General features: G+C 66.4%; 24 protein-coding genes and 1 tRNA gene. 12 read left to right on the top strand and 13 right to left on the bottom strand.

The genetic code is table 11. From position 1 onward, the window contains the following. Nucleotides 1-83 precede the first annotated feature (83 nt). Nucleotides 84-428: a DNA-directed RNA polymerase subunit omega gene (gene rpoZ, locus SPMU_RS03590; RefSeq protein WP_088332004.1), complete on the top strand. Its 345-nt coding sequence runs from the start codon at nucleotides 84-86 to the stop codon at nucleotides 426-428. Nucleotides 429-718: 290 nt separating this feature from the next. Here rpoZ and SPMU_RS03585 read toward each other — a convergent pair whose 3' ends face one another. Both SPMU_RS03585 and SPMU_RS03580 read right to left on the bottom strand, forming a co-directional pair. Then, a complete protein-coding gene (locus SPMU_RS03585) occupies nucleotides 719-1,399 on the bottom strand; it encodes an RlmE family RNA methyltransferase (RefSeq protein WP_088332002.1) in 681 nt (226 codons plus the stop codon). Continuing rightward, nucleotides 1,396-2,439 (bottom strand): Ppx/GppA phosphatase family protein, encoded by a 1,044-nt coding sequence (locus SPMU_RS03580; RefSeq protein WP_088332000.1) that lies wholly within the window; start codon nucleotides 2,437-2,439, stop codon nucleotides 1,396-1,398. Before SPMU_RS03580 ends, SPMU_RS03585 begins: the two co-directional genes overlap by 4 nt. 181 nt (nucleotides 2,440-2,620) lie before the next feature. On the opposite strand from SPMU_RS03580, the gene SPMU_RS03575 reads away from it, so the two are divergent. The 4 genes from SPMU_RS03575 (at nucleotide 2,621) to SPMU_RS03560 (ending at nucleotide 4,698) form a co-directional block, all read left to right on the top strand. Then, a tRNA-Gln gene (locus tag SPMU_RS03575) sits at nucleotides 2,621-2,694 on the top strand. Between the two features lie 200 nt (nucleotides 2,695-2,894). Continuing rightward, complete coding sequence (locus SPMU_RS03570; RefSeq protein WP_088331998.1) at nucleotides 2,895-3,377, top strand: EF-hand domain-containing protein; 483 nt, start codon at nucleotides 2,895-2,897, stop codon at nucleotides 3,375-3,377. Continuing rightward, on the top strand, nucleotides 3,374-4,510 hold the full coding sequence (gene tgt / locus SPMU_RS03565) for a tRNA guanosine(34) transglycosylase Tgt (RefSeq protein WP_088331996.1): 1,137 nt from the start codon (nucleotides 3,374-3,376) through the stop codon (nucleotides 4,508-4,510). The genes SPMU_RS03570 and tgt overlap by 4 nt, the downstream gene beginning before the upstream one ends. Nucleotides 4,511-4,512: 2 nt before the next feature. After that, complete coding sequence (locus SPMU_RS03560) at nucleotides 4,513-4,698, top strand: hypothetical protein (RefSeq protein WP_088331994.1); 186 nt, start codon at nucleotides 4,513-4,515, stop codon at nucleotides 4,696-4,698. A gap of 106 nt (nucleotides 4,699-4,804) precedes the next feature. Here SPMU_RS03560 and SPMU_RS03555 read toward each other — a convergent pair whose 3' ends face one another. The 5 genes from SPMU_RS03555 to SPMU_RS03530 form a co-directional block, all read right to left on the bottom strand. Continuing rightward, nucleotides 4,805-5,848 carry an OmpA family protein gene (locus tag SPMU_RS03555; RefSeq protein WP_088331992.1) on the bottom strand — a complete coding sequence of 348 codons (1,044 nt, stop codon included), beginning with the start codon at nucleotides 5,846-5,848 and terminating at the stop codon, nucleotides 4,805-4,807. Beyond that, nucleotides 5,845-6,417, bottom strand: coding sequence for a hypothetical protein (locus tag SPMU_RS03550; protein WP_088331989.1), 573 nt, complete (start codon nucleotides 6,415-6,417; stop codon nucleotides 5,845-5,847). The genes SPMU_RS03555 and SPMU_RS03550 overlap by 4 nt, the downstream gene beginning before the upstream one ends. Nucleotides 6,418-6,740: 323 nt before the next feature. Continuing rightward, nucleotides 6,741-7,940 carry an acyl-CoA dehydrogenase family protein gene (locus SPMU_RS03540; RefSeq protein ID WP_088331985.1) on the bottom strand — a complete coding sequence of 400 codons (1,200 nt, stop codon included), beginning with the start codon at nucleotides 7,938-7,940 and terminating at the stop codon, nucleotides 6,741-6,743. Between the two features lie 20 nt (nucleotides 7,941-7,960). Further along, the gene (locus SPMU_RS03535) at nucleotides 7,961-9,058 is read right to left on the bottom strand and encodes an acyl-CoA dehydrogenase family protein (RefSeq protein ID WP_088331983.1); all 1,098 of its coding nucleotides are present in this window, start codon (nucleotides 9,056-9,058) and stop codon (nucleotides 7,961-7,963) included. Nucleotides 9,059-9,131: 73 nt separating this feature from the next. Beyond that, nucleotides 9,132-9,920 (bottom strand): SDR family NAD(P)-dependent oxidoreductase, encoded by a 789-nt coding sequence (locus SPMU_RS03530; RefSeq protein ID WP_088331981.1) that lies wholly within the window; start codon nucleotides 9,918-9,920, stop codon nucleotides 9,132-9,134. Nucleotides 9,921-10,054: 134 nt separating this feature from the next. On the opposite strand from SPMU_RS03530, the gene SPMU_RS03525 reads away from it, so the two are divergent. Beyond that, nucleotides 10,055-10,849 (top strand): enoyl-CoA hydratase/isomerase family protein, encoded by a 795-nt coding sequence (locus tag SPMU_RS03525; RefSeq protein ID WP_088333135.1) that lies wholly within the window; start codon nucleotides 10,055-10,057, stop codon nucleotides 10,847-10,849. Then, the gene (locus SPMU_RS03520; protein WP_088331978.1) at nucleotides 10,846-11,619 is read left to right on the top strand and encodes an SDR family NAD(P)-dependent oxidoreductase; all 774 of its coding nucleotides are present in this window, start codon (nucleotides 10,846-10,848) and stop codon (nucleotides 11,617-11,619) included. Before SPMU_RS03525 ends, SPMU_RS03520 begins: the two co-directional genes overlap by 4 nt. A 258-nt stretch (nucleotides 11,620-11,877) precedes the next feature. Here SPMU_RS03520 and SPMU_RS03515 read toward each other — a convergent pair whose 3' ends face one another. The 5 genes from SPMU_RS03515 to SPMU_RS03495 form a co-directional block, all read right to left on the bottom strand. Beyond that, nucleotides 11,878-13,107: an SAM-dependent methyltransferase gene (locus SPMU_RS03515; RefSeq protein WP_088331976.1), complete on the bottom strand. Its 1,230-nt coding sequence runs from the start codon at nucleotides 13,105-13,107 to the stop codon at nucleotides 11,878-11,880. 18 nt (nucleotides 13,108-13,125) lie between these two features. Further along, a complete protein-coding gene (locus SPMU_RS03510) occupies nucleotides 13,126-13,869 on the bottom strand; it encodes a molybdopterin-dependent oxidoreductase (RefSeq protein ID WP_088331974.1) in 744 nt (247 codons plus the stop codon). Continuing rightward, a complete protein-coding gene (locus SPMU_RS03505; protein ID WP_088333134.1) occupies nucleotides 13,866-14,564 on the bottom strand; it encodes a cytochrome b/b6 domain-containing protein in 699 nt (232 codons plus the stop codon). Before SPMU_RS03505 ends, SPMU_RS03510 begins: the two co-directional genes overlap by 4 nt. Before the next feature lie 80 nt (nucleotides 14,565-14,644). Beyond that, entirely contained in the window at nucleotides 14,645-15,403 is a 759-nt protein-coding gene (locus SPMU_RS03500) for a sulfite exporter TauE/SafE family protein (protein WP_245832714.1), read from the bottom strand. A 96-nt stretch (nucleotides 15,404-15,499) separates the two neighbouring features. Continuing rightward, the gene (locus tag SPMU_RS03495; protein ID WP_088331970.1) at nucleotides 15,500-16,324 is read right to left on the bottom strand and encodes a class I mannose-6-phosphate isomerase; all 825 of its coding nucleotides are present in this window, start codon (nucleotides 16,322-16,324) and stop codon (nucleotides 15,500-15,502) included. A 132-nt stretch (nucleotides 16,325-16,456) separates the two neighbouring features. Between SPMU_RS03495 and SPMU_RS03490 the strand changes: the two genes are divergently transcribed. Both SPMU_RS03490 and recN read left to right on the top strand, forming a co-directional pair. Next, nucleotides 16,457-17,503, top strand: coding sequence for an outer membrane protein assembly factor BamD (locus tag SPMU_RS03490; RefSeq protein ID WP_088333133.1), 1,047 nt, complete (start codon nucleotides 16,457-16,459; stop codon nucleotides 17,501-17,503). A gap of 34 nt (nucleotides 17,504-17,537) precedes the next feature. Then, the gene (recN, locus tag SPMU_RS03485) at nucleotides 17,538-19,193 is read left to right on the top strand and encodes a DNA repair protein RecN (protein ID WP_088331968.1); all 1,656 of its coding nucleotides are present in this window, start codon (nucleotides 17,538-17,540) and stop codon (nucleotides 19,191-19,193) included. A 42-nt stretch (nucleotides 19,194-19,235) separates the two neighbouring features. Here the strand turns inward: recN and SPMU_RS03480 are convergent, their stop codons facing one another. Next, nucleotides 19,236-20,750 (bottom strand): MFS transporter, encoded by a 1,515-nt coding sequence (locus tag SPMU_RS03480; RefSeq protein ID WP_169715623.1) that lies wholly within the window; start codon nucleotides 20,748-20,750, stop codon nucleotides 19,236-19,238. Nucleotides 20,751-20,880: 130 nt separating this feature from the next. Between SPMU_RS03480 and SPMU_RS03475 the strand changes: the two genes are divergently transcribed. The 3 genes from SPMU_RS03475 to SPMU_RS03465 are packed head-to-tail and all read left to right on the top strand — an operon-like array spanning nucleotide 20,881 to nucleotide 23,404. Then, the gene (locus tag SPMU_RS03475; RefSeq protein WP_088331966.1) at nucleotides 20,881-22,497 is read left to right on the top strand and encodes an NAD(P)/FAD-dependent oxidoreductase; all 1,617 of its coding nucleotides are present in this window, start codon (nucleotides 20,881-20,883) and stop codon (nucleotides 22,495-22,497) included. After that, the gene (locus SPMU_RS03470) at nucleotides 22,494-23,033 is read left to right on the top strand and encodes a pseudouridine synthase (RefSeq protein ID WP_088331964.1); all 540 of its coding nucleotides are present in this window, start codon (nucleotides 22,494-22,496) and stop codon (nucleotides 23,031-23,033) included. Before SPMU_RS03475 ends, SPMU_RS03470 begins: the two co-directional genes overlap by 4 nt. Then, entirely contained in the window at nucleotides 23,030-23,404 is a 375-nt protein-coding gene (locus tag SPMU_RS03465) for a reverse transcriptase-like protein (RefSeq protein ID WP_245832712.1), read from the top strand. The genes SPMU_RS03470 and SPMU_RS03465 overlap by 4 nt, the downstream gene beginning before the upstream one ends. Nucleotides 23,405-23,463: the final 59 nt, after the last annotated feature.

Below are 23,463 nucleotides of genomic sequence, written 5' to 3'. Positions count from 1 at the left end.
GGACGGGGATTCCTTGACTCCTCGGGCGCTGGCGCGTAGATCGCTTCCCTTCATCCAGCAGTAGTTTAGCGAAGGAAGCGTCTATGGCGCGCGTCACGGTCGAGGATTGCGTCGACAAGATCCCCAACCGGTTCGATCTGGTTCTGCTCGCGGCGCAGCGCGCGCGGCAGGTGTCAGGTGGCGCCGAACTGACCATCGATCGCGATCGTGACAAGAACCCGGTCGTCGCGCTGCGCGAAATCGCCGAGCAGACGATCAAGCCCAAGGACCTGAAGGAAGCCGTGGTTCAGAGCCTGCAGCGCGTGCAGATCGACGACGAGGAAGAGGCCGATGCGGTCGGCTCGCTGGCAGCCTCGGCAGAGGCACTGCGCCTCACCGCCGCTGCCCCGCCGCGCAATCAGAACCTGGGTGCCGATTACGACGGCTAATCACCGTCGATCGCCCTTAGTTAGTTCCAACAAAGAGAGCCGCAGCGGCAACGCTGCGGCTCTCTTTGTTTCGGCAGGTGATTCCAGACGAACTCGTTATCGGCCGACCTACCGCGTAAAACTGCGCGCGCGAAATCACCTTTGGCGCGACCAGGCGGCGACCCAAGCCGGCGGCCTCTTCCCCGCGGGTGTGAACGGCACGATCCGCAGCAGCGCGGCGAACACCTAAGCTTCACCGTCGGGATCGGGTCGCATCCTCGGGTGCGATCCGATCCTGCCGCTCAGCCGGCCTACTCGCCAGCTGCCCCGCTGGCGCGACCCTTGAAGCCCTGCGCCACCACGAACCATTCCACCGAGCCCTTGCGGCTGGCTGGCGGCTTGGCATGTTTCACCGTCGTGAAGTTACGCTTGAGCAACGCCACCAAGGTCGAATCCGCGCCGCCGGCAAATACCTTGGCCACAAACGTACCGCCGGGCCGCAGCACGGAGATCGCGAAGTCGGTCGCCGCCTCCACCAGCCCCATGGTACGCAGCGCATCGGTCTGCGGGTGCCCCACCGTATTTGCCGCCATGTCGGAAAGCACGATGTCGGGCGCACCGCCAAGCTCCTGCATCAGCCGCTCGGGCGCGTCATCCGCCATGAAATCCATCTGCAGGATCGTCACGCCGTCCAGCGGGTCCACCGGCAGCAGGTCGATGCCCACCACCGTGCTGCCGGGCAGCTGGCGCCGCGCCACCTGGCTCCATCCCCCAGGCGCCATGCCGAGGTCGAGGATCCGCTTCGCGCCGCGCAGGAAGTCGAAGCGCTCGTTCAGCTCGATCAGCTTATAGGCCGCGCGGCTGCGATAGCCTTCCGCCTTGGCGCGCTTCACGTAGGGATCGTTCAGCTGCCGCTCCAGCCAGCGCGTCGACTGCGCCGTCCGGCCGCGCGCGGTCTTCACGCGCGTGCGCAGGCCACCCCCGCCCCTCATGCCGCGCTCGCCATCAGCCGGCGGAGGATACCCTCGCGAATGCCACGGTCGGCGATGCCCAGCCGCTCGGCCGGCCACAGATCAAGGATGGTCTCCAGGATCGCACACCCTGCCACCACCAAGTCCGCGCGCTCGCGCCCGATGCACGGCAGCTTGGCACGTTCCACAATCGAAAGATGCGCAAGGCGCTGGCTGATCGCGCGCATCGAATCGGCCGGCGCGATCAGCCCGTCGACCTGCGCACGGTCATACCGGTCCAGCCCCAGGTGAACGCTAGCCAGGGTGGTAACCGTGCCGGAGGTGCCCAGCAGACGCCGCGGCCCATCCACTCTTGGAAGCCGCGCAGCGAAGGGCGCGAAGCTGCCCCGCACCAGGTTTCGCATCCGCTCGTAAGCCGTCGCCAGCCCGTCTGGTCCGTCGCCGCCGCCCGCACTCTCGGTCAACGATACGACACCCCAAGGCGCCGAATGCCAATCGATAACGGTCGGCACCGTCGTCGAGGTGTCGATCAGCACCAGTTCGGTAGAACCGCCGCCGATGTCGAAGACGAGCGCCGGCGCGTTCCCAGGCTCCAGCAGCACATGGCAACCCAGCACGGCAAGCCGCGCCTCTTCTTCGGCCGAGATCACGTCGAGGTGGATGCCGGTCTCCTGATAGGCGCGTTCGATGAAGCTCGCGCCATTGCTCGCGCGGCGGCATGCTTCGGTAGCGACCGATCGCGCCAAAGTCACGTTGCGCCGCTTCAGCTTGTCCGCGCAAATGCGCAGCGCCGCGATGGTCCGCTCCACCGCGGCGTCCGACAATTTTCCGCTGGTGGCGAGCCCCTCGCCCAGCCGCACGATCCGCGAAAAGGCGTCCACTACCGCAAAGCCATCGCCTTGGGGGCGCGCGATCAGCAGCCTGCAATTGTTGGTGCCTAGATCAAGCGCGGCATAGTGACGCGCGAAATGCTGGCGAAAGGGGGCTTTTTGCGAGCCCTCGCTTGCCGGACTGGCGCGGCGATCGCGCCGGTACGGCAGGTCGGCGTGATGATGCGCCACGTGCCGTCGTTCTTTCTTTTTTTCTTCCGTCACGGGATGAACCCCGCTCGGTGCTTGGCAGGGACGCTAGCGTGCACCGCACCCCACTGCAACCCGCGCGCGCAATCAGGTGCTTGACCTCCGCAATTCACGCGATTAGAGACGCCGACCTGTCGCCGCTTTATCGCGGTGGCGAGGCTGTTGCCCGATCCTCTAATGGTAAGAGAGCGGACTCTGACTCCGTCAATCAAGGTTCGAGTCCTTGTCGGGCATCCAGCACCAGCTACCTCAAACGCTCGCGAGCACGTGGCTCTTCGATAGCCAGACGAAGCTGCCGCTTCTGCTGTTCCCGATTGCGCGAGCGCGGCGTCACGTCGGTTAGCCATCCTCTCCTCAGCACCGGAAAAATGGTCCCGCACCATTGACGCACCGGCACCGGTGCCGCGATGGCGTGCCTTTCGTGATACTTGCGTGATATGCTGATCCTATCCTTCCTCCTCCAGGCCGCGCCGATCGTCGTGACGGCGCCGCAGCCCGGCGCTCCGCAGCCTCCGGCGACCATGGCTTATGAACCCGCTGCCATGCTGATCGCCACGTTCGATGCAGATGGCGACGCCCGCGTTACGCGGGCGGAGCTGGAGGATGGGCTCGCTGCGAGCTTTGCGGCGATCGACACCGCCAGGGCCGAAACGCTGGGCTATATCGACTTCGCCGATTGGGCCGAGCGCTTCCTCGGTGATCGGAACGCGCTTCCCAGCCCGTTCGAGATCGACCGCGACGGCGACAACCGCGTCTCGCTACGCGAACTGCAGGCGCGCTTCTCCGAGTATTTCACGCGTTATGATCGTGATCGCGACGGAATGCTCACGCGCGCCGAGTTGCTCACGATCCGAGCGCGCGTGTTCGGCGATGATGGCCCGCCCAATGACCTGAAGAAGCGGAAGCCACCCCGTCGATGACCGATCGTTTTGCCTTCACCATCGCCGCCACGGATGGCGCCGCCCGCACCGGCAGCATTGCCATGCACCGCGGCACGATCCGCACCCCCGCGTTCATGCCAGTCGGCACTGCCGCCACGGTGAAGGCGATGAAGCCGGCCGACGTCGAAGCGGCCGGCGCGGACATCATCCTCGGCAACACCTATCACCTCATGCTTCGGCCCGGCGCGGAGCGCGTGGCGCGGCTCGGCGGGCTTCACCGCTTCATGGGCTGGGACAAGCCGATCCTGACCGATTCGGGCGGCTATCAGGTGATGAGCCTGTCGGACCTCACCAAGCGCTCCGAGGAAGGCATCACCTTCAAATCGCACCTCGACGGCACCCGCCACTTGCTCAGCCCCGAACGCTCGATCGAAATCCAGCGGCTGCTCGGCTCGAACATCATCATGGCGTTCGACGAACTGGTGCCGACCACCTCGACCCGCGAGGTGCAGGCCGCCGCCATGGAGCGCTCGATGCGCTGGGCCAAGCGCTCGCGCGACGCCTTCGACAGCGGCGGCGAGCATGCCGCCAACAACGCCATCTTCGGCATCCAGCAGGGCGCGCTCGACGAAGGGCTGCGCCGTACCTCCGCCGACGCGCTGATCGACATCGGCTTTGACGGTTATGCGATTGGCGGCCTCGCGGTTGGCGAAGGACAGGAGGCGATGTTCGCCTGCCTCGATTTCGCGCCGAACCAGCTCCCCGCCGATCGCCCGCGTTACCTGATGGGGGTCGGCAAGCCGGACGATATCGTCGGCGCGGTGGAGCGCGGCGTCGACATGTTCGATTGCGTGCTGCCGACCCGCTCGGGCCGTACCGGCCAGGCATTCACCCGCTCAGGGCCGATCAACATCCGCAACGCGCGCTTCAACGAGGACGAGGGCCCGCTCGATCCCGAATGCGCCTGCCCCACATGCGCCACCTGGAGCCGCGCGTATCTCCACCATCTGGTGCGCGCAGGCGAGATTCTCGGCGCCATGCTGATGACCGAGCACAATATCTTCTTTTACGAAAAGCTGATGGCCGACCTGCGCGCCGCCATTGCCGAGCAGCGGCTCAAAGCCTTTGCCGATGCGTTTCGTGCGCGGTACCAGCGCGCCAAAGGAGAGTAAGCGTGTCCGACGAACCCAACGAGATCCTCGCCGCCGCAGCTGCTGCCAAGCAGCACGAAACCGCCGCTAAAGGCGCCGAGCAGGCGCGAAAGAAGCGCGGTTGGGATCTGGGCAAGATCGGCCTGGGCGTCGGCATCGGCTCCGCGGCCGTCGCCGCCGCGGTGCTCTACACCCGCAAGAAGGACTGAGCCTCGGACACGCCTTCTGCTGAACCGTACCGGCAACGGAGCGCCCACCAGCCAGATTGGCGCCGCTTCCCCGCGCCCCGGCCGCGAAGCGCCGCGACGCGGGGCGCTACGGAGTTGCAGTGGGCGTCGGGCTTGCCGTACCGCCTGGAGCCGTCGCCTTCGGCAGGACCACTTCGACACGGCGATTGCGCTGCCGCCCGACTTCGTCGTCGCTGCCGTCGGGCTTGGCGTTAGGCGCAACCGGTCGCAGTTCGCCCAGCCCGATCGTCCGCAGCCGCGCTTCAGCCACGCCCTTGCCCACCAGATAGGCTTTCACCGCCTGCGCCCGCTGTTCCGAAAGCCGCTTGTTGAAAGCATCCTCACCTTTCGCATCGGTGTGCCCCTCGATGGCGATCTCGCCCGATCCACCGGCGCTGATCAGCTCGGCCAAGCGCGCCAGGGTGGGCTCCGCATCGGCGCGAATGCTCGCCTTGTTGAAATCGAAGGTGATATCGCCGGCCAGCGAGATGATCGTTCCGCGGTCACTCTCGGTCGCGCCCAGTTCGGACTTCAGCCGGTCGACCAGCGCAAGGCTGCTCGTCGCAGTGCCCGCATTGCCAAGCGATGATCCGCCGCCGCCCGCCGGACCCATCCGGGACGCCGGGATGGCGCGCATGCCGGAAAGCGCGGAAGCATCTGGAATACCTCCCCCGCCGGCGGCGTCCAGTGGCAGCGTTACCTCGAAACGCGGCGACGCGGTGAAGGCGCTATCGCGGCTTCCGTTCGCGTTGAAGATCAACGTTGCCGTGCCGGAGGACGGCAGCTTGCCCGAGAAGATGATCTCGCCGTCCATCGCCTTGCCGGCCGGAATACTCAAATCACCGTTGGCGGCGCCGGGCACGAGCAGCAGCTTTTCGCCGTTATCGGTAAGAATATAGCTTTGTTCGCTGCCCTCGTTCAGCGTGATATCGCGATCCCGAGCGTTGAAGATCCGGATCGTCACCGCCGAACGATCGCTGCCGCGCTTTAGCGACAGCACTTGAAGAACCGTCGCATTCGGATGGACGATCTGCGCCCCGATCGGCCTGCCCTCGCCTCCGCCGGAGATCAGCCCGCCGTCGCACGCGGCCACGGTCAACATCAGCGCTAGAGCGACAGCCCGACTGATCATTGGCCAGCCCCCGCTTGGCCATTGGTCACCGGGAGATCGATCCTGAACTGCGGCGTGGTCGTGTATTGATTATCGGCCGAACTATTCTCGTTCAGCACCAGCACTGCGCTTCTCACGGGAGCCAGGCGCCCCAGGAACACCAGCTCGCCCTCGAATGTCTGTCCGGCTGGGATTGCGAGCCGCGTGTTCGTCGCCGGCGGCGACAGATACAGCCGCTCGCCACTGTCGAGCACCAGATAGCCCGCGCGATTGCTGTTGAAGCGATTGAGCTCCACGTCACGGTCGCGTCCGTTGATCACGCGGAACCCGACCACCGTTTCGGTCTGGCGCGATTGCAAGGACGTCAGCTGCAAAACCGTGCCGTTCGGATGGCCGACTTGAGAGTCCAGCGGCTTCGTTTCGCCGTTGTTCCACAGCTTGGCGCCCTCGGCGGCAGCCGTCGCCGTTTCCGTGCCAGCAGTCGCGCCAGCTTGTGCCGTGTTGCCATCGGCGGGGGCTGCCGTCTGCTGCTGGCAAGCTGACAGCGCCAAGGCGGCGGCTGACAGCGTCAGGAACTTGGCAAAGGTCATCCGGCGATCTCCATCGGAAAAGCTGCGGCTTTGCCTAACAAAGCAGCAACTTCGTCAAAGGTCCGAAACGATCGCGGATAAACTCGCACGATCCCGGCTACCGGCGATATCGAGGTCGGCTGAGTAGAGCTGGCCCGGCAAGCCCCCAGACATGAATATGGCAGTGAGTTCCGTCGCAGCCACTCCCCCGGTATGCTGCACGATCGAAGAGCGGCCGATGGCCCACTCACAGGTTCGATAAACGCGGGGCGCCAGCCACGCGGGCATTCCTAGCCGGCATCGGATCACCCCCGCCGTAACGGGGATGATCCGATCGAAAGCTGTCAGCCAACCAGATCCTTGAACGCGGCGTCCTTGTCCGTCCGGATCTCGCCCGGTAGGCCAAGCACGCGCTCGGCGATGATGTTCTTCAGGATTTCGTCGGTGCCGCCGGCGATGCGCAGGCCCGGCGCGTTCATCACCGCGCCTTGGAACAGCCCCTTCAGCGGCAGCAGCGCGGGATCGTTGATGATCCCATACTGATCCTCCGCCTCGACCGCGGCATTGCCCAGGTCCTGCAGCACGTTGGCGGCGATGATCTTGCCGATCGAGCTTTCGGGCCCCGGCGTCTGGCCGCGGCTCAGCGCGGTCATGGTACGCATGCGGGTGTTCTTCAGCCCCTCGGACTGGACGTACCAGTCGGCCAGCCGCTGGCGGAATGCACTGTCCTTCACCAGCGGGCCGTCCGCCGCGTCCAGATCCTTGGCCAGCGCCAGGATCTCCTTCGGGCTCGCCCCGCTCGCCCCGCCGACCGCCAGCCGCTCGTTCATCAGCGTGACCAGCGCGACCTTCCAGCCGTCGTCGACCGCCCCCAGCCGCTGCGAATCGGGGATCCGAACATCGGTGAAATACACTTCGTTGAAGTTCGACCCGCCCGACATCTGGTGGATCGGCCGGATTTCGACGCCGGGCGATTTCAGGTCGAGCCAGAACATCGTCAGGCCCTTGTGCTTGGGCACGTCGGGATTGGTGCGGACCAGGACGATGCCATAGTCCGAATAATGCGCGCCGGAGGTCCACACCTTCTGGCCGTTCACCACCCAATCGTCGCCATCACGCACCGCACGGGTGCGGATCGCCGCCACGTCGGAGCCACCGGCGGGTTCGGAGAACAGCTGCGACCAGATCTCCTCGCCGCGCAGCGCCGGGCCGACGAAGCGCTTCTTCGTGTCGCCGTCGGCAAACGCCATCACGGTCGGCACGCACATGCCAAGACCGATGGTGAAATAGCCGTACTGAACCGGGAACTTGGCCTCTTCCTGGCCGAAGATCACCGACTGGATCGGCGTACCGCCGGCCCCGCCCCATTCCTTGGGCCAGGTGATCTGCGCGTAGCCGGCCTCGGCCTTGCGCCGCTGCCACGCCTTGCCTGCCGCCATGTCGTCGGCGTGGTTCATCGCTTTGTGCTCGGCGACGTTCTTTTCCAGCCAGGCCCGCGCCTTGGCGCGATACTCGGCTTCTTCCGGGGAGTCGTTGAAGTCCATCTCGCTATCCTCTCAAAAGCTCAGGCGGCGTTCTTCATTTCAAGCTGGCTCACTAGCCGCTCGCGCCACGTGGCGGGCGCACCCGCGACGAGCGAGAGCTGCCGGGAGCGGCGATAGTAAAGCTGCGGGTCCGCTTCCCAGGTGAAGCCGATGCCGCCATGCGTCTGGATATTCTCCTTGGAGGCAAACCAGAACGCCTCGCTCGCCGCGACGCGTGCGGTCGCCGCCGCCAGCGGCAGCTCGCCTGCATCGGTGTTGAGCGCCCAAGCGCCGAAATAGGCGTTCGAGCGGGCGATCTCGTTCTTCACATAGATATCGGCCAGCTTGTGCTTGATCGCCTGATAGCCGCCGATTACCCGGCCGAACGCCTGCCGGTCGAGCGCGTAGGCCTTGGCCATTTCGAGGCTCTTGTCCGCGCCGCCGACCTGCTCGAACGCCAGCAGCACCGCCGCGCGGTCGAATACCGCCTGCATTGCCGCGATGCCGTCTTCATTGCCCAGCCGCTCGGCCGGCGCGCCCGAGAAGGTGAGCTTCGCCGCCGACCGCGTCGGGTCCAGCGTGGTCAGCACTTCGGCCGACACGCCCTCGCCCTTTTCGACCAGATACAGCCCGTCCTTGGCCAGCACGACGATCAGGTCGGCGACATCGCCATCGGTCACCGGGATCTTCTCGCCGGTCACCTTCCCGCCCGACACGCTCGTCTTGATCGAGCGCGCCGTCACCGGCCCCTTGCCCTCCGCCGTCGCGAAGGCACCGATCACGTCGCCGGCGGCGATCTTCGGCAGCCACTTGGCTTTCTGCTCCTGCGAGCCGAACTTCATCAGCGCCTCGGCGACGAAATAGACGGTCGAGGCGAACGGGATCGGCGCGCACGCGCGGCCCAGCTCCTCCGCCAGCGCGCACAGCTCGACATGGCCCAGGCCCAGCCCGCCGAACTCCTCGGGGATCGCTGCGCCCAGCCAGCCCTGCTCGGCGACGCCCTTCCACAGCGCCTCGTCATAGGCACGGTGGTCATTGTCGAGCACGCCGCGCACCACCTTGGCGTCGCATTTGGCGGCGAGGAACTTGCGCGCCTCGTCCTTCAGCATCTTCTGATCGTCGGAATAATCGAAGTTCATCTAAACTCTCCCCGCCCGCGCCGTTCGTGCTTCGGCCATGCCCAGCACGAAAGGGAAGCTGCCATCCTGATTGTTACCGCGGCTGCATCCGGATTGCGCCGTCGAGCCGCACGTCCTCGCCGTTGAAATAGCCGTTGCGCAGCATCTCGACGGCCAGCGCAGCATATTCTTCCGCCATGCCCAGCCGCTTCGGGAACGGCACCATCGCGGACAGCGCGGCTTTCACCTGCGGCTTCGCGCGCGCCAGCAGCGGCGTGTCGAAAATTCCCGGCAGGATCGTGTTGCACCGCACGCCCTCACTCGACAGGTCTCGCGCGACGTTCAACGTCATGCCGATCACGCCGGCCTTGGCGGAGGCATAGGCGACCTGCCCCATCTGCCCTTCCTCGCCCGCCACGCTCGCGGTGTTGACGATCGCGCCGCGATCCCCGTCCTCGGTCGGCTCCAGCGTCATCATGCCAGCGACCGAGCCGACGATGCAGCGGAACGAGCCGACCAAGTTCAGCTCCAGCGTTTTCTGGAAATTCTCGATCGGATAAGGGACGATCGATCCGTCCTCCTTCGACCGCGCCACCGTCTTGTTCGGCCCGCCGAAGCCGCCGCCCGCGCAATTCACCAGCGCCCGCTCCTGGCCGTTCGCCGCGCGCGCCTTGGCAAAGCCGGCATCGACCGACGCCTGGTCCATCACGTCGACTTCGCAGAATACCGCGCCGATCTCCTCCGCGACCCCGGGGCCGATCTCGGCATTCTTGTCGAACAGCGCGACCTTCACGCCATGCGCGCGCAGCGCCCTTGCCGTGGCGAGCCCCAGCCCCGAGGCACCCCCGGTGATAACGGCAGCAATATCCGGTCCGAGCTTCACGCCCCTCTCCCCTAAACTTCTAGCAGCGGCCCCATCGGCCGTCCGCGATTGCAGGATAACTTTAGTTATGTAGACTACGCCGTCAACAGATCAGTGCAACATGCACCAAGGGGAGAGGCACAGTGGAATATGAGATGATCTCGGTCGAGCGCCGGGGCGAAGTCGACTGGGTGACGATGAACCGCCCGCACGTCCTGAACGCGCTCAACGACCGCCACGTCGAGGAACTGAACCACTATTTCGGCGCGCTCCACAAGGATCGCGATTGCCGCGTCGTCGTGCTGAAGGGCGCCGGTCGCGCCTATTGCGCCGGCCTCGACCTGCAGGAGGGCGGCCGCTCCGAATTCGACACGATCGATCGCCTCGCGCACCAGCGCTCAATCGCCGAGATCGTGATGAAGATGCGTTACTGCCCGCAGCCGATCATCAGCCTGGTCCACGGCCCGGCCTGCGGCGGCGGCTTCGCAATGGCGCTGGCGTCGGACATCCGCATTGCCGGCGAATCGGTCCGCATGAACGCCGCCTTCATCCGCATCGGCCTTTCCGCCTGTGACATCGGCGTCAGCTACTTCCTCCCCCGCCTGGTCGGCGCAAGCGTCGCGGCCGAATTCATGCTCACCGGCAATTTCATCACCGCCGACCGCGCACTTCAGACCGGCCTCGTCAGCCGCGTCGTGCCCGATGATCAGATGGAGGCAGCCGCCGCGCCGCTGATCGAGCAGATGCTCACGACCTCGCCGATGGGCCTTCGCCTCACCAAGGAGTGCCTGCGCATGTCGATCGACGCGCCCAGCCTTGAAGCGGCGGTGGCGATGGAGGATCGCAACCAGATCCTGTGCGCGACCTCCCCCGATTTCGGCGAAGGCATCAAGGCATTCTTCGAAAAGCGCCGGCCAGATTACACCAAGAAGAAGGAGCAGGCTGCATGAGTGGGGGATTGGAAGGACGCGTCGCCCTGATAACTGGCGGTGGCCGCGGCATCGGGCGCGAGATCGCGCTTCGCCTGGCGCGTGACGGCGCCGACGTCGCGGTCAACTACCGCCGCGACAGCGAGGCCGCCGAGGAGGTCGTGCGCGAGATCGAGGGCCTCGGCCGCCGCGCCAAGGCCTATGCCGCCTCGGTCGACCGGTTCGCGGATTGCGAGAAGCTGGTCGACGCGGTCGTCGCCGATTTCGGCGGCATCGACATTCTCGTCAACAACGCCGGCATCGCGAGCCGCGGGCAAAGCGTCGCGGATACGGATTCGGCCGAGTTCGAACGCGTCATGCGCACGCACTGCTTCGCGCCGCATTTCATGTCGAAGCTCGTCCTCCCCTCGATGCGCGAACGCGCGAAGGAAAAGGGCCGCGGGGACATCATCATGATCTCCAGCGTCGCGACGCTTTACCACGCTCCCAATGGTGCGCCTTATTCGATGGGCAAGGCCGCGTCCGAAGCACTCGCGCTGGTGCTGTCGAAGGAGGAGCGGCCCAACAACATTCGCACCAACATCGTCGCGCCGGGCCTCACCGTCACCGACATGGGCGAGCGGCTCGCCAAGGCGACGCGCGGTGTCGCGGACATCCACGATCTGGCGGCCAGCTCGCCGTTCGGCCGCGTCTCCACCCCGGCGGACGTGGCGGCAGCAGTCGCCTATTTCGTCTCGACCGACGGCGAATATGCCAACGGGCAGAAGATCAACCTCCACGGCGGCGGCTGACCTCACCCCCGACCACCCGTCATCCCGGCCTCGACCGGGGATCCAACCCGCCGCGTACGCTGCCGCCTGTTCGTCCAGGCGCACCGCCAGCGGCACCGTGGATCCCCGGTCGAGGCCGGGATGACGCGGGTTGATCGGAAAGCCGCCTACCCGAAACCACCGTCATGCCGGGCTCGTCCCGGCATCCAGCCGTCCGCATATCCAACAATGGTGGTTCCACCGGCACGCTGAACGCCGGAACCAACCCAGCCTCCCACGTCACCCCCCGCGCAACGCCCGCTCGCCCTCGAACATGTAATCGCGCGTCAGCGGCACCGAATGGCGCCCCTTGGTCAGCTGCACCTGGTAATTGCATAGCCCCCCGCTGCGGAACGCCGCCGCCGCCCCGGCGAGGTAGAAGGTCCACATGCGAAAGAACCGCTCGTCATACAGCGCGACGATCGCATCCTTCGCCGCCACCGTCCGGTCATACCAATGGTCGAGCGTATAGGCGTAATGGACGCGCAGAACCTCGATATCGGTCGGGAACAGCTTGCTCCCTTCATAGGCCGTCACGATCTCGCTCAGCGCCGGATTATAGCCGCCCGGGAAGATGTATTTCGCCGTCCAGTCGTCGGTGATCCCCGGCTTCCCCATGCGGCCGATCGTATGCAGGAGCATCACACCGTCATCGCTCAGCAGCTCGCGACACTTACGAAAAAACGTGCGGTACTGCGGTGGCCCGACATGCTCGAACATGCCGACCGAGATGATCCGGTCAAAGCTACCGGTAACGCGGCGATAATCGATCAGCTCGAATTTCACCCGGTCCGCAACGCCCGCCTCGGCGGCGCGCTCGCGCGCCACCTTCAGCTGCTCTTCGGACAGCGTCACACCCAGCACGTCGACGTCGAAATGCTTGTGGAGGTACAGCGCCATGCCGCCCCAGCCGCAGCCGATGTCGAGCACGCGCATCCCCGGCTTCAGCGCCAGCTTGGCCGCGATATGCGCCTTCTTGTCTTCCTGCGCCTGCTCCAGGCTGTTGCCCGGATCGGTGAAGTACGCGCAGCTGTACTGCTTGTCGCGATCCAGGAAGAGATCGTAGAGCCGCCCCGACAGATCATAATGATGCGCCACGTTGCGCTTGGATCGACGCTCCATGTTGATCCGGTCGGCGCGATACTTCACCGCGTTGAACGTACGCGCGGCAAGCCCGGGCTTCAGGTTCTTCTTGCCTTTCTCCCAGGCATCATTGCGCTTCAGCAGTTCGACCAGATCGCGGATGTCGCCCTGCTCCACGATCAGTCGCCCGTTCATGTAGCATTCGCCCGCCCCCAGCGCCGGATTGCGCGCGATCGCCAGCGCCACGCCGCGGTCGGCAAAGCGGATCGTCACATCGGGAAAGTTGGGACCGGGCGTGCCAAAGGTGCGGGCGGCCGCCTTGGGACGATGTAGGGTCAAGGTGCCGCGCTTCACCGCGCGGGCGAGAAACATGTCGATCAAAGCCATGGGCTGCACCCGTAACAATCAGATGCCGGCATACCAATCGTAATCGACATTATCCTCCCAATAGCCGCCCTTGCCCTTGCCGATCCCATCCAGGCTGGCGACCGCCTCGACCCGCATGAGGTATTTGGCATGCTTGTAGCCCAGTTGCCGCTCGACCCGCAGGCGGCATGGCGCGCCATTCATTACCGGCAGGAACCGATCGTTCAGCGCCCAAGCAAGGATCGTCTGCGGGTGAAACGCATCCACCAAATCGATCGACTCATAATAAGGCGCGCCGCCGTAAAGGTCGGCGCAGGTGAAGACGATATAGCGCGCCGCATCGCGCATCCCCGCCGCCTTCAGCACATCGCCCAGCTTTGGTCCCTGCCACTTGGCGATCGCACTCCACCCCTCCACGCAGTCGTGCCGCGTGATCTGCACGCGTTGCGGAAAGGCACCCAAATCGCTGAGGCTCAGCGACAGCGGCTGTGCAACCAGCCCGCCGACCTGCAACCGCCAGTCGGCGAACTTGCCGGCCTGCAACGCGGCATATTCCGACGTGCCCGGATCGCGCGTGCCGTTGGGCCGAAAAAACGGCGATCGCTCGGCGCCGGTGAACTCGGGCGCTAGCGCGTTGCGGTTCACCAGCGCGCGCTGCAGCCCGCGATGCATGTCCTCGCCCAGGAACAGGATGCGCCGCGCGGCGGGCTGCTGGATCACCGTGTCGCACCCGGCGAGTAGCGCGGCCGATCCCGCGATCAGGCTGCGTCGCCCCAAGATCATGGCCGCGGCTCCTCGGGCACGCGCCACCAGCCGGTGATCATTGAGCGCGTCTCGTTGATCGCGCCCGCCAGGATCACCAAGGTTAGGTGAACGACGGTGAACAGCGCCAGCCCGATCATGCACAGGAAATGGATCGAGCGCGCCGACTGCCGCCCGCCGAACAGGTCCAGCAGCCAGGGCAGTCCAGCGTTCATCGCCGGGGAGAGCGCGATACCGGTGAAGATTACCAGCGGAAGCAGGATGAAGATCAACGCCAAATAAGTGAGTTTCTGGAAAATGTTATACGCCGTCGGGTTCGCCGGATCGTGGAAGCGGAGCGCCAGATGCTCGCGAAGGTCCGCCAGCAGGTTGCGCCGTGACAGGTCGCCGCGCCGCACCCGCAGCTTCCGCGCGAAATGCCGGTTTAGCAGGCTCACGATCATATAGGCCAGCAGGCCAAAAGCGAGCACCAGCCCGAAGAACAGGTGCCAGCGGCGCGAGATCGCCAGATTGTAGCTCGCTGGGATCGTCAGCCACGCGGGAAAGCGCGGCAGCTCCCACCACGCCGGATCGAAGTTCGCGCCGTAGCTGCCCCAATAGAGCCGCGGGTGTGCATTGGAGATGCCCAGCCCCGATCCGATCAGGATGAAGATCGAGATGGCGTTGATCCAATGCCACAATCGGGTCGCGACCCGGTGTCGAAAAACGGTCTTCATTGCAGTGAGGCTATCATGGTTCTCACTTCGCTGCACCGCCGCAGCATGCATCAGCCAAACTTCTCTGCAATCGCCCGCTTCTAGCCGTAAGCGCGCCAGAAAAAGACCAAGGCGGTCGCGCCGGAAACGAAAAGCGTCCACATCCGCACTACTCCTGCCGGCAGGCGCTTGCCAACATGCGCCCCGGCCCAGCCGCCTGCTATGCCGCCGATCAGCATGGGAATACACGCCGCCCAGGCGATCATGCCAAAGCTGATGAAGATCACCGCCGCGGCGCCATTGGCGATCGTCAGCATCAGCGTTCGCGGGGCAAAGGCGGCGCGCGGATGCATTCCGGTCAGCAGGCCATAGGTTGCGGTCATCATCAGGCCGATCCCGCCGCCGAAATATCCGCCGTAAACGCCTAGCAGGCCCTGCATGCAGATCAGCGTACGCGCACCGATCGAAAAGCGGCGCGCAAGCCAGACCGACGCGCGCTGCCCAAACGCCAGCACCACGAAGGCGTAGAGCACCAGCCACGGCACGATCACGTCAAACGTTCGGGTCGGCGTCACCACTAGCAGCGCGCTTCCCACCAGCCCCGCGACAAAGGTAACGCCCCCCAGCACGCGCAGGCTGACGCCGCCGACGGGCGCCAGTTCGTCGCGAAACGACCAACTGCTCATGCCCGCCCCGGGCAGCAAGGCGAAGTTCGAGGTGGCGTTTGCGATATTCGCGGGCTGGCCGATCGCAAGCAGCGCCGGCATGGTCGCGAACGATCCGCCACCGGCAAGCGCGTTCATCGCCCCGCCGACAAAGCCGGAAAGGCCCATTAGGAGAAAAGGAACAAGGTCAAGCACGCGCCGCCCTTCGCGGCAAGCGCGCCCGATGTCGAGCCGCTTGCGCGATCGGCCCGCGCGCAGCGCCGCGGCCGGCGCTGCAAACAGCCGCGGGCGTTAGAGGCGCGCCGTTCCCGTGTAAGCGAACAGCAGGTCCGCATCCTCCGAAGCGTGAAGCAGCTCGGATCCCGTCACCATCACGCATTCGCCCGCGCGCCACTCGACGCCGCCGACCACGCCTTTGCCCCGGATCGGCACGAGCCAGCCGGGCTTCCCCTCGGGCAGGTTGATCTGGCGCTTGCCGCCGTTCCAGCGCTCGAGCACGAACTTCGGCCCTTCGACCAGGATGTTACGACCCGGCTCGACCATGCCGGGCCGCAGCGGCGCGACATACGGCTCCAGGTCCGCCACCGCCACGCCATCGTCCAGGTGCAGCTCGCGCGGCCGGCCATAATCATACAGGCGATAGGTGGTGTCGGAATTCTGCTGCACTTCGATCAGCGTCAGCCCGGCACCGATGGCGTGAACCACGCCCGAATGCGAATAATAGAAATCACCCGCCTTCACCGGCTTCCAGTCGAGCTTGTCCTCGATTGAACCATCCAGAGCGCTCGCCCGCAGCTCATCGGCCGTCATCTTCTGCTTGGGGCCGATCGCGATGGTCGAATCGGGCTCGGCGTCCAGGATCAGCCAGCACTCGTCCTTGCCGCGCGGCAGTCCGCGCTTCTGCGCCTCTTCGTCGGACGGGTGGTCCTGCACCGACAGTTTTTCACTGGTGAACAGATATTTGATCAGCATTTCCGGCTCGTCCGGATGCGGGGACTGGAACCACACTTCCCCGATCGGCTCGCCCTCTGGCGACGGATCGGGGAAGCCCGGGTACAGCTTGTGGCGACCCCATGGCTTTTCGACGCGCTTGGTGGCCAGCAAGGTTGCAGTCATGTGTGTCCCCGCAATGATGAGCTTTGTGTCTAACCTCTGAACGCCGTCCGAACCAATGCGTTTCGCGCCAGATTCTCACACACGCGTTTCAGCATTGTTCGCATGCGCGGCCCTGCGCTAAAGGCCACCTCGATGCGTAACATTCCGTCTCGTCCGCTCGTCGCTCTGCTGCTGGCGGCAATGGCCCTGCCGATCGCGGGCTGTGCCCGCAATCGCGCGTCGGGTGATCTGCCCTATGTCGCGCGTGACGTAGGCACATTGTACAGCACTGCGCGGCAGAAACTCGACCAGCGCCAGTATAAGGTCGCCGCCGCCTTGTTCGACGAGGTGGAGCGCCAGCACCCCTATTCGGTCTGGGCACGGCGCGCGCAGCTGATGGGCGCGTTCAGCAACTATCTTGCGAAGAACTACACCGAATCGATCCAGGGCGCGCAGCGCTTCCTGTCGGTCCACCCGGGCAATCGCGACGCGCCCTACGCGTATTACCTCATCGCCATGAGCTATTACGAGCAGGTCAACGACGTCACGCGCGATCAGAAGATCACCGCGCAGGCGCAGGATGCGCTGGGCGAACTCACCCGTCGCTATCCGAACACCCGCTACGCCGCCGACGCCCGGCTGAAGATCGATCTCGTCCGCGATCACCTCGCGGGCAAGGAAATGGAGATCGGCCGCTTCTACGAGCGTCGTGGTCAGTGGCTCGCCGCCACCCTGCGCTTCCGCCGCGTGATTGACGAATATGAAACCACGACTCACACGCCCGAGGCGCTGATGCGCCTGACGGAAACCTATCTGGCGCTCGGCGTGCGCGAGGAAGCGAAGCGCTCGGCAGCGGTTCTGGGCGCCAACTATCCGGAAACCTGGTGGTATCAGCGCGCTTTCAATCTGCTCGGCGAAAACCCGGCCAAGCCGGTCCAGCCGCTCGCCCCTGGCGAGCAAGTGATCGCGCAGCCGACGGTTGCGCGGCCCGAGACACCCATCCGCAAGGAAGTGGAGGTCCTCCCGGTCGAAGACGCCCCCCGGCCGCGCGCCGAGGCCCCTGGCGCCCCCACGCCCGCGACGACGTCCGGCGGCGCCGGTGCGACGCCGGGCGGCAACCTTCCCTCTTCCGCCACGCCCACTGGCGTTCAGCCCGGCTCGCCGCCCGCGTCGTCGAGCGACACGCCGCAGGCGCAGTGAGGCACTGCCCGGCTCGCCGGGCGTTGGCGCACTCATGCTGACCGCGCTCTCGATCCGCGACGTGGTGCTGATCGAGGCGCTTGACCTCGAATTCGGCGCCGGCCTTGGCGTGCTCACCGGCGAAACCGGCGCCGGCAAGTCCATCCTGCTCGACGCGCTCGGGCTGGCGCTCGGCGCGCGCGGCGACAGCGGGCTGGTGCGTCACGGCGCCGCCCAGGCCAGCGTCACCGCGACTTTTGAGGCGCCAGCGGATCTCGCCGCGCTGCTGGACGAAAACGGCATCGAAGCGGATCGCGGCGAGCCGCTGATCGTCCGGCGCGTCGTCAAGGCCGATGGCGGCAGCCGCGGCTTCGTCAACAATCAGCCCGCCTCCGCCGCCCTGCTACGCGAACTTGGCGCGCGGCTGGTCGAGATTCACGGCCAGCACGATGATCGCGGCCTGCTCAACCCGCGTGGTCACCGGTCATTGCTCGATACGTTCGCACGGCTCGATACGGCGTCCGTAAGCACCGCGTGGCAGACGTGGCGCAGTGCGGAGACCGCGCTGGCCGCAGCACGTGAGGAAATCGACGCGGCGGCGCGCGATCGCGAGTGGCTCGACCATGCCGTTGCCGAGCTCGACGCGCTCGCCCCCGAAGCGGGTGAGGAGGAACAACTCGCCGAGCGCCGCCGCACGATGCAGCGCTCCGAGAAGATCGCCGAGGACCTCAATGCTTTAACCGACGCGCTGGAGGGGTCCGAGGGCGCGCTCGCACGGATGCGCCAGGCTGCGCGTATCCTTGATCGAATCTCCGCCGATCACCCGGCCTTGGCAGAGGCGCTCGCCGCGCTCGACCGCGCCGTGATCGAGGCCAGCGCTGCCGGCGAACAGGTCAATGACGCCACACGGGCGCTCGCCTTCGATCCGCGCGCGCTGGAAGAGGATGAAGCGCGCTTGTTCGAGCTGCGCGGCATGGCGCGCAAGCACCGTGTCCAGCCTGACGATCTCGCCGCCCTTGCCGATGAGTTGCGCGCGCGCCGTGAGCGGCTCGAGGCCGGAGAAGAGGGCATTGCCGCGCTGGAGAACAAGGCCAGCGCCGCACGCGCCACATATGTCGCCGCGGCCGGCGCGCTATCAGCGGCGCGGGCAGCAGCGGCGCAGCGCCTGGATGCGGCCGTCGCGGCCGAGCTGCCGCCGCTCAAGCTGGATTCCGCTCGCTTCCGTACCGCCGTCGCCCCCTTGCCGGAGGAGCAATGGGGCCCCGCCGGGCAGGACCGGGTGGAGTTCGAGATCGCCACCAATCCCGGTGCGCCCTTCGGCCCGCTGATCAAGATCGCGTCCGGCGGCGAATTGTCGCGCTTCATCCTGGCGCTGAAGGTCGCGCTGGCGGAGGAAGGCGGCGCGGCGACGATGATCTTCGATGAGATCGATCGCGGCGTCGGCGGCGCCGTCGCATCGGCGATCGGGGAGCGGCTGCATCGCCTGGCGCAAGGTACACAACTTTTGGTCGTCACGCACTCGCCGCAGGTCGCCGCGCGCGGCGCGACGCATCTGCTGATCGCAAAGCGCAGCGACGGGGTCGTCACCCGTACCGGCGTGCGCCAGCTTTCCGCCGAAGAGCGGCGCGAGGAGATCGCGCGCATGCTGTCGGGCGCGACCATCACCCCGGAAGCACGAGCGCAGGCCGATCGGCTGATCGAGACCGCCTGATCATCTGATCGCCCCCGACCCACCAGGGCGCCGCTCACCTCATCAATACGTATGCCGCCGTGCCCTCGCCTGCTGCGCCCGGCGCAGCCGCAGCCGAAGCCGCGCGTCGCGCAGCAACGTCCCCGGCAGATCGGTAGCCGCGCGTAGCCCGGCAACACTGGAGATGTTGCGGATCGTGCGCCGGGTCTCGTTCAGCACCTGCTCCACCATTTCACGCCGCTCGATCTCGCCATGCTCCTCCACCATCGAGAGCCGGTGGATGGCGTAGAGCCCGATGATCCCCGCCACCAGGAAGTAGAAATCCCATTGCGTCACCACCAGCGGCAGCGCCCAGACGCCGCTTGGGCCGCTCCAGCGGGCAACCAGTTCGAATTGCCGCGCCGCGAAGAAATCCGCCAGCAGGCCGCCCAGGATCGGCGCCAGCCCCGCCGCGACCGCCGTCACCATCGCATTCGTCGCGACATAGGCCGTTGCCGAGCCCCGGGGAGACAGTTTAAGCGCGATGTTCGTGCTGGTCAGCGTCACACCTGCGATCGATGCACCCATCACGGCATGAAGCAGCATCAGCCAGATCTTCACCAGATTGCGATCGCCCAGTTGCGAGGCCCCGATCATGCCGACGATCGCGAGAATGTAGGTCGGCGCGCACACCGCGAGCACCGATTTGTTGGCGAAGCGATCGCTCAGGCGGCCCCACATGCGCAGCGCGGCGATGTTCGCAATCTGGCTGACGACGCTCAGCACCATGACGAAGCTGACGTTGAAGTGCAGCTGCCGCACGATGAAGACGGTGAAGAACGGCGTGGCGAAGTTGATCGCGAATTGCCAGCTGGCGACGAACACCAGCAGTCGCTTGAAATTATGATCGCGCAGCGGCTGGCTGAGCAACTCCGTCAGGCGAAGCGCGCCGGCTGCGGGCGGCATCAGCGGCTCGGGCATGGCTGCCACCACCCGCGCACTGATCAGCCCGGTGATGCAGCCTGCCGCGAACATGCCGGCAAACACGAGATTGCGCGCCGTGGAGCCGGGCGCCGTCCAGTCCAGCGCCAGCGCCGCGACCAGCCCCAGCACAAGGCTGATCGCCGTCAGCCAGATCGTGCGCTGCGCGAATACCTTTCCCAGCCGCTCCTCCGGCGCCAGATCCCGCATCCACGAATTCCACGCGCAGGCGCCGATCGCGCCTAGCCCGCACAGCAGCAGCTGCGCGGCCAGGAACAGCAACAGCGGCCCGGTTCCGTGGAAAAAGGCGAGCATGGCCATCACCGCCAGCATCGCGCGCCCAATGAGGCTGGTGGTCACCGCGATCTGCTTGCGCTGCCGCCAGCGCTCCACCATCCCGATCGCTGGCAGCTGCAGCAGCTGCGACAGGAATGGGGCGCTGGCGAGCACGCCTACCATCAGATTGGACGCCCCCAGGTGCAGCGCGAAGGCGGTAAGGATCACGCCGGTCGTCAGCGCTGCCGCGCCGCCGGAGAACGCCGCCTCGACGATCAGCAGGCGCAGGCCGCGTTCGCGTTCCGCTTCGGTCACCTCGGCCTGTGGGAGCAGCTTTGCCACGTGGTGCCAAACCCCTGTGGTGCCGGCATGTTTCGGCGTTTCGGCGCCGCATGCGAACAAATTTGTCCTCGCCGGCTCGCGCCTGATCCGCAGGTTAGCGTGAAACCGCCGTGCGTAGTAAGGCGCGCCGATGATCCGCCTGAGTGAACTCAAACTACCGCTGCACCATGCCGACGAGGCGCTGCCCGCCGCCATCTGCCGCCGCCTGCGCATCACGCCGCGCGAGCTGATTCGCTTCACCGTCGCGCGCCGCGGCCATGACGCGCGCGACAAGAGCAACATCAGCCTCGTCTATTCCCTCGACGTGGCGGTGAAGAACGAAGGCACCGTGCTGGCGCGGTTTCGGCGTGATCGCGATATTCAGCTCACCCCCGACACCCGCTACCACATCTCGGTCAGCGCGCCGCCCGAAGCGCCGCGTCCGGTCGTCATCGGCGCCGGCCCGTGCGGCCTGTTCGCCGCGCTGATCCTGGCGCAGGCTGGCTTTCGCCCCATCGTGCTGGAACGGGGCAAGGTGGTGCGCGAACGCACCAAGGACACCTGGGGCCTGTGGCGCCGCAGCGAGCTAAACCCCGAATCGAACGTGCAGTTCGGCGAGGGCGGCGCGGGCACCTTTTCGGACGGCAAGCTCTACAGCCGGATCAAGGATCCCCGGCACCTCAATCGCAAGGTGCTGACCGAATTCGTGAAGGCCGGCGCCCCGCCCGAGATCCTGACGGAGGCGCATCCGCACATCGGCACCTTCCGCCTCGTTACGATGGTCGAAAGCATGCGCGCCCAGATCGAGGAGCTTGGCGGCGAATATCGCTTCTCCACCCGCGTCGACGGGCTCGACATCGAAACCGACGCCGCGGGCAACCGACGGCTGCGCGGGCTACGCCTGCACACCGGCGATTATCTCGCTGCCAGCCACGTCGTCCTGGCAGTCGGCCACAGCGCGCGGGACACCTTCGCCATGCTGCACGAGGCGGGCGTCCATGCCGAGGCGAAACCGTTCTCGATCGGGGTGCGCATCGAGCATCCGCAATCCTGGATCGATCGCTCGCGCTTCGGCCATGAGGCCGGCAACCCGATCCTGGGCGCCGCCGAATATCATATCTCACATCACTGCGCGAACGGGCGGACGGTCTACAGCTTCTGCATGTGCCCGGGCGGCACGGTGGTCGCCGCCACGTCGGAAGAGGGCCGCGTCGCCACCAACGGCATGAGCCAATATTCGCGGAACGAGCGCAACGCGAACTCGGGCTTCGTCGTCGCCATCGATCCTGCGCGCGATTTCCCCGGCGATCCGCTCGCCGGCATCAAGCTCCAGCGCCATTGGGAAGAGCGCGCCTTTGTCGCCGGCGGCAGCAACTACAAGGCGCCGGCACAGCGCGTGGGTGACTTCCTCGCCGCCCGCCCGTCCACCACGCTGGGCACTGTCGAGCCTTCCTATAAGCCGGGCGTCACCCCCACCGATCTTGCCGAATGCCTGCCCGATTTCGTGATCACCGCGATGCGCGAGGCGCTGCCAGTCTTCGGCCGCCAGATCAAGGATTACGATCATCCAGACGTGGTGATGACCGGCGTGGAAACGCGCACCTCCTCCCCCGTCCGCTTCACGCGCGGCGAGGACGGCCATAGCCTCAACACGATCGGCCTGTTCCCCGCCGGCGAGGGCGCGGGCTATGCCGGCGGCATCCTTTCCGCAGCCGTGGATGGGATCAAGACGGCGGAGGCGGTCGCGCGGAGCATCGTCGGGGGATGACGCTCCTCCTGTTCAACAAGCCCTATGGCGTGCTCAGCCAGTTCACCGATCGTAGCATGCCAGAGGCCCGCGCCACCCTCTCCGACTATGTCGACCAGCCAGGCGTCTATCCCGCCGGTCGGCTCGACCGCGATAGCGAAGGCTTGTTGCTGCTGACCGACGATGGGCGGCTTCAGGCGCGGATCGCCGACCCGAAGTTCAAGCTGCCCAAAACCTATCTGGTACAAGTGGAGGGCGAGCCGGACGACGAAGCGCTCGCCCGCCTGCGCAGCGGGGTGACGCTCAAGGACGGCCCCACCCGCCCTGCCGAGGTCCAGCGCGTCGCCGATCCCGCGCTTTGGCCGCGCGATCCGCCGATCCGCTACCGCGCCAGCGTGCCCGATTGCTGGCTTTCCCTCACCATCCGCGAGGGGCGCAACCGCCAGGTCCGCCGGATGACGGCAGCGGTCGGCCATCCCACCCTGCGCCTCGTGCGCTGGCAGGTCGGCGAGTGGACGCTCGGGGATCTGCCGCCCGGCCAGTTCCGGCGCGCGTGAAGATCTTCTTCGACGGCGGCTTGCGCCCAGCCCCGCACGGCATGGAACTGGCGGTCGTCGCCGCCGGTCGCAGCCATATCGAGCGTGGCCTCGGCTCCGGCACCAGCATGGAGGCCGAATGGCTGGCGCTGATCGCCGCCATGCGACTGGCCAAGCGCTTGGCCCTGACCGACGCCGTCCTGCTCGGCGATGCCGCCGCCGTGATCGCGCAGGCAAGCGGCCGGGTCAAAGTGCCCCAGGCCCATCTCGCCCATTTCGCCTGCTACATGGCGCTGCCACGCCCCGCGCGCTTCCGGTTACGCCACATCAAACGAACGCAGAACCTCGCCGGGATCGCACTCGAAAAGACAAGAACCGCTCTTGGTGCCTGAGCGCCGGAGCGGTTCACGGCGCGCTCCAAAGGTACGGCCACGCGATCGACAATTCCTCT

The organism is Sphingomonas mucosissima, assembly GCF_002197665.1.
Classification (GTDB): Bacteria; Pseudomonadota; Alphaproteobacteria; order Sphingomonadales; family Sphingomonadaceae; genus Sphingomonas; species Sphingomonas mucosissima.
Note: the sequence above shows the minus strand (reverse complement) of the source record. Positions and strands in the feature narration are given on the sequence as shown.

Bases quoted from the DNA above. Each gene is read 5' to 3' on its own strand.
- rpoZ (WP_088332004.1), top strand. From the start codon at position 84: ATGGCGCGCGTCACGGTCGAGGATTGCGTCGACAAGATCCCCAACCGG.
- SPMU_RS03585 (WP_088332002.1), bottom strand. From the start codon at position 1,399: ATGAGGGGCGGGGGTGGCCTGCGCACGCGCGTGAAGACCGCGCGCGGC.
- SPMU_RS03570 (WP_088331998.1), top strand. From the start codon at position 2,895: ATGCTGATCCTATCCTTCCTCCTCCAGGCCGCGCCGATCGTCGTGACG.
- tgt (WP_088331996.1), top strand. From the start codon at position 3,374: ATGACCGATCGTTTTGCCTTCACCATCGCCGCCACGGATGGCGCCGCC.
- SPMU_RS03555 (WP_088331992.1), bottom strand. From the start codon at position 5,848: ATGATCAGTCGGGCTGTCGCTCTAGCGCTGATGTTGACCGTGGCCGCG.
- SPMU_RS03550 (WP_088331989.1), bottom strand. From the start codon at position 6,417: ATGACCTTTGCCAAGTTCCTGACGCTGTCAGCCGCCGCCTTGGCGCTG.
- SPMU_RS03540 (WP_088331985.1), bottom strand. From the start codon at position 7,940: ATGGACTTCAACGACTCCCCGGAAGAAGCCGAGTATCGCGCCAAGGCG.
- SPMU_RS03535 (WP_088331983.1), bottom strand. From the start codon at position 9,058: ATGAACTTCGATTATTCCGACGATCAGAAGATGCTGAAGGACGAGGCG.
- SPMU_RS03525 (WP_088333135.1), top strand. From the start codon at position 10,055: ATGATCTCGGTCGAGCGCCGGGGCGAAGTCGACTGGGTGACGATGAAC.
- SPMU_RS03520 (WP_088331978.1), top strand. From the start codon at position 10,846: ATGAGTGGGGGATTGGAAGGACGCGTCGCCCTGATAACTGGCGGTGGC.
- SPMU_RS03515 (WP_088331976.1), bottom strand. From the start codon at position 13,107: ATGGCTTTGATCGACATGTTTCTCGCCCGCGCGGTGAAGCGCGGCACC.
- SPMU_RS03510 (WP_088331974.1), bottom strand. From the start codon at position 13,869: ATGATCTTGGGGCGACGCAGCCTGATCGCGGGATCGGCCGCGCTACTC.
- SPMU_RS03505 (WP_088333134.1), bottom strand. From the start codon at position 14,564: ATGAAGACCGTTTTTCGACACCGGGTCGCGACCCGATTGTGGCATTGG.
- SPMU_RS03495 (WP_088331970.1), bottom strand. From the start codon at position 16,324: ATGACTGCAACCTTGCTGGCCACCAAGCGCGTCGAAAAGCCATGGGGT.
- SPMU_RS03490 (WP_088333133.1), top strand. From the start codon at position 16,457: ATGCGTAACATTCCGTCTCGTCCGCTCGTCGCTCTGCTGCTGGCGGCA.
- recN (WP_088331968.1), top strand. From the start codon at position 17,538: ATGCTGACCGCGCTCTCGATCCGCGACGTGGTGCTGATCGAGGCGCTT.
- SPMU_RS03475 (WP_088331966.1), top strand. From the start codon at position 20,881: ATGATCCGCCTGAGTGAACTCAAACTACCGCTGCACCATGCCGACGAG.
- SPMU_RS03470 (WP_088331964.1), top strand. From the start codon at position 22,494: ATGACGCTCCTCCTGTTCAACAAGCCCTATGGCGTGCTCAGCCAGTTC.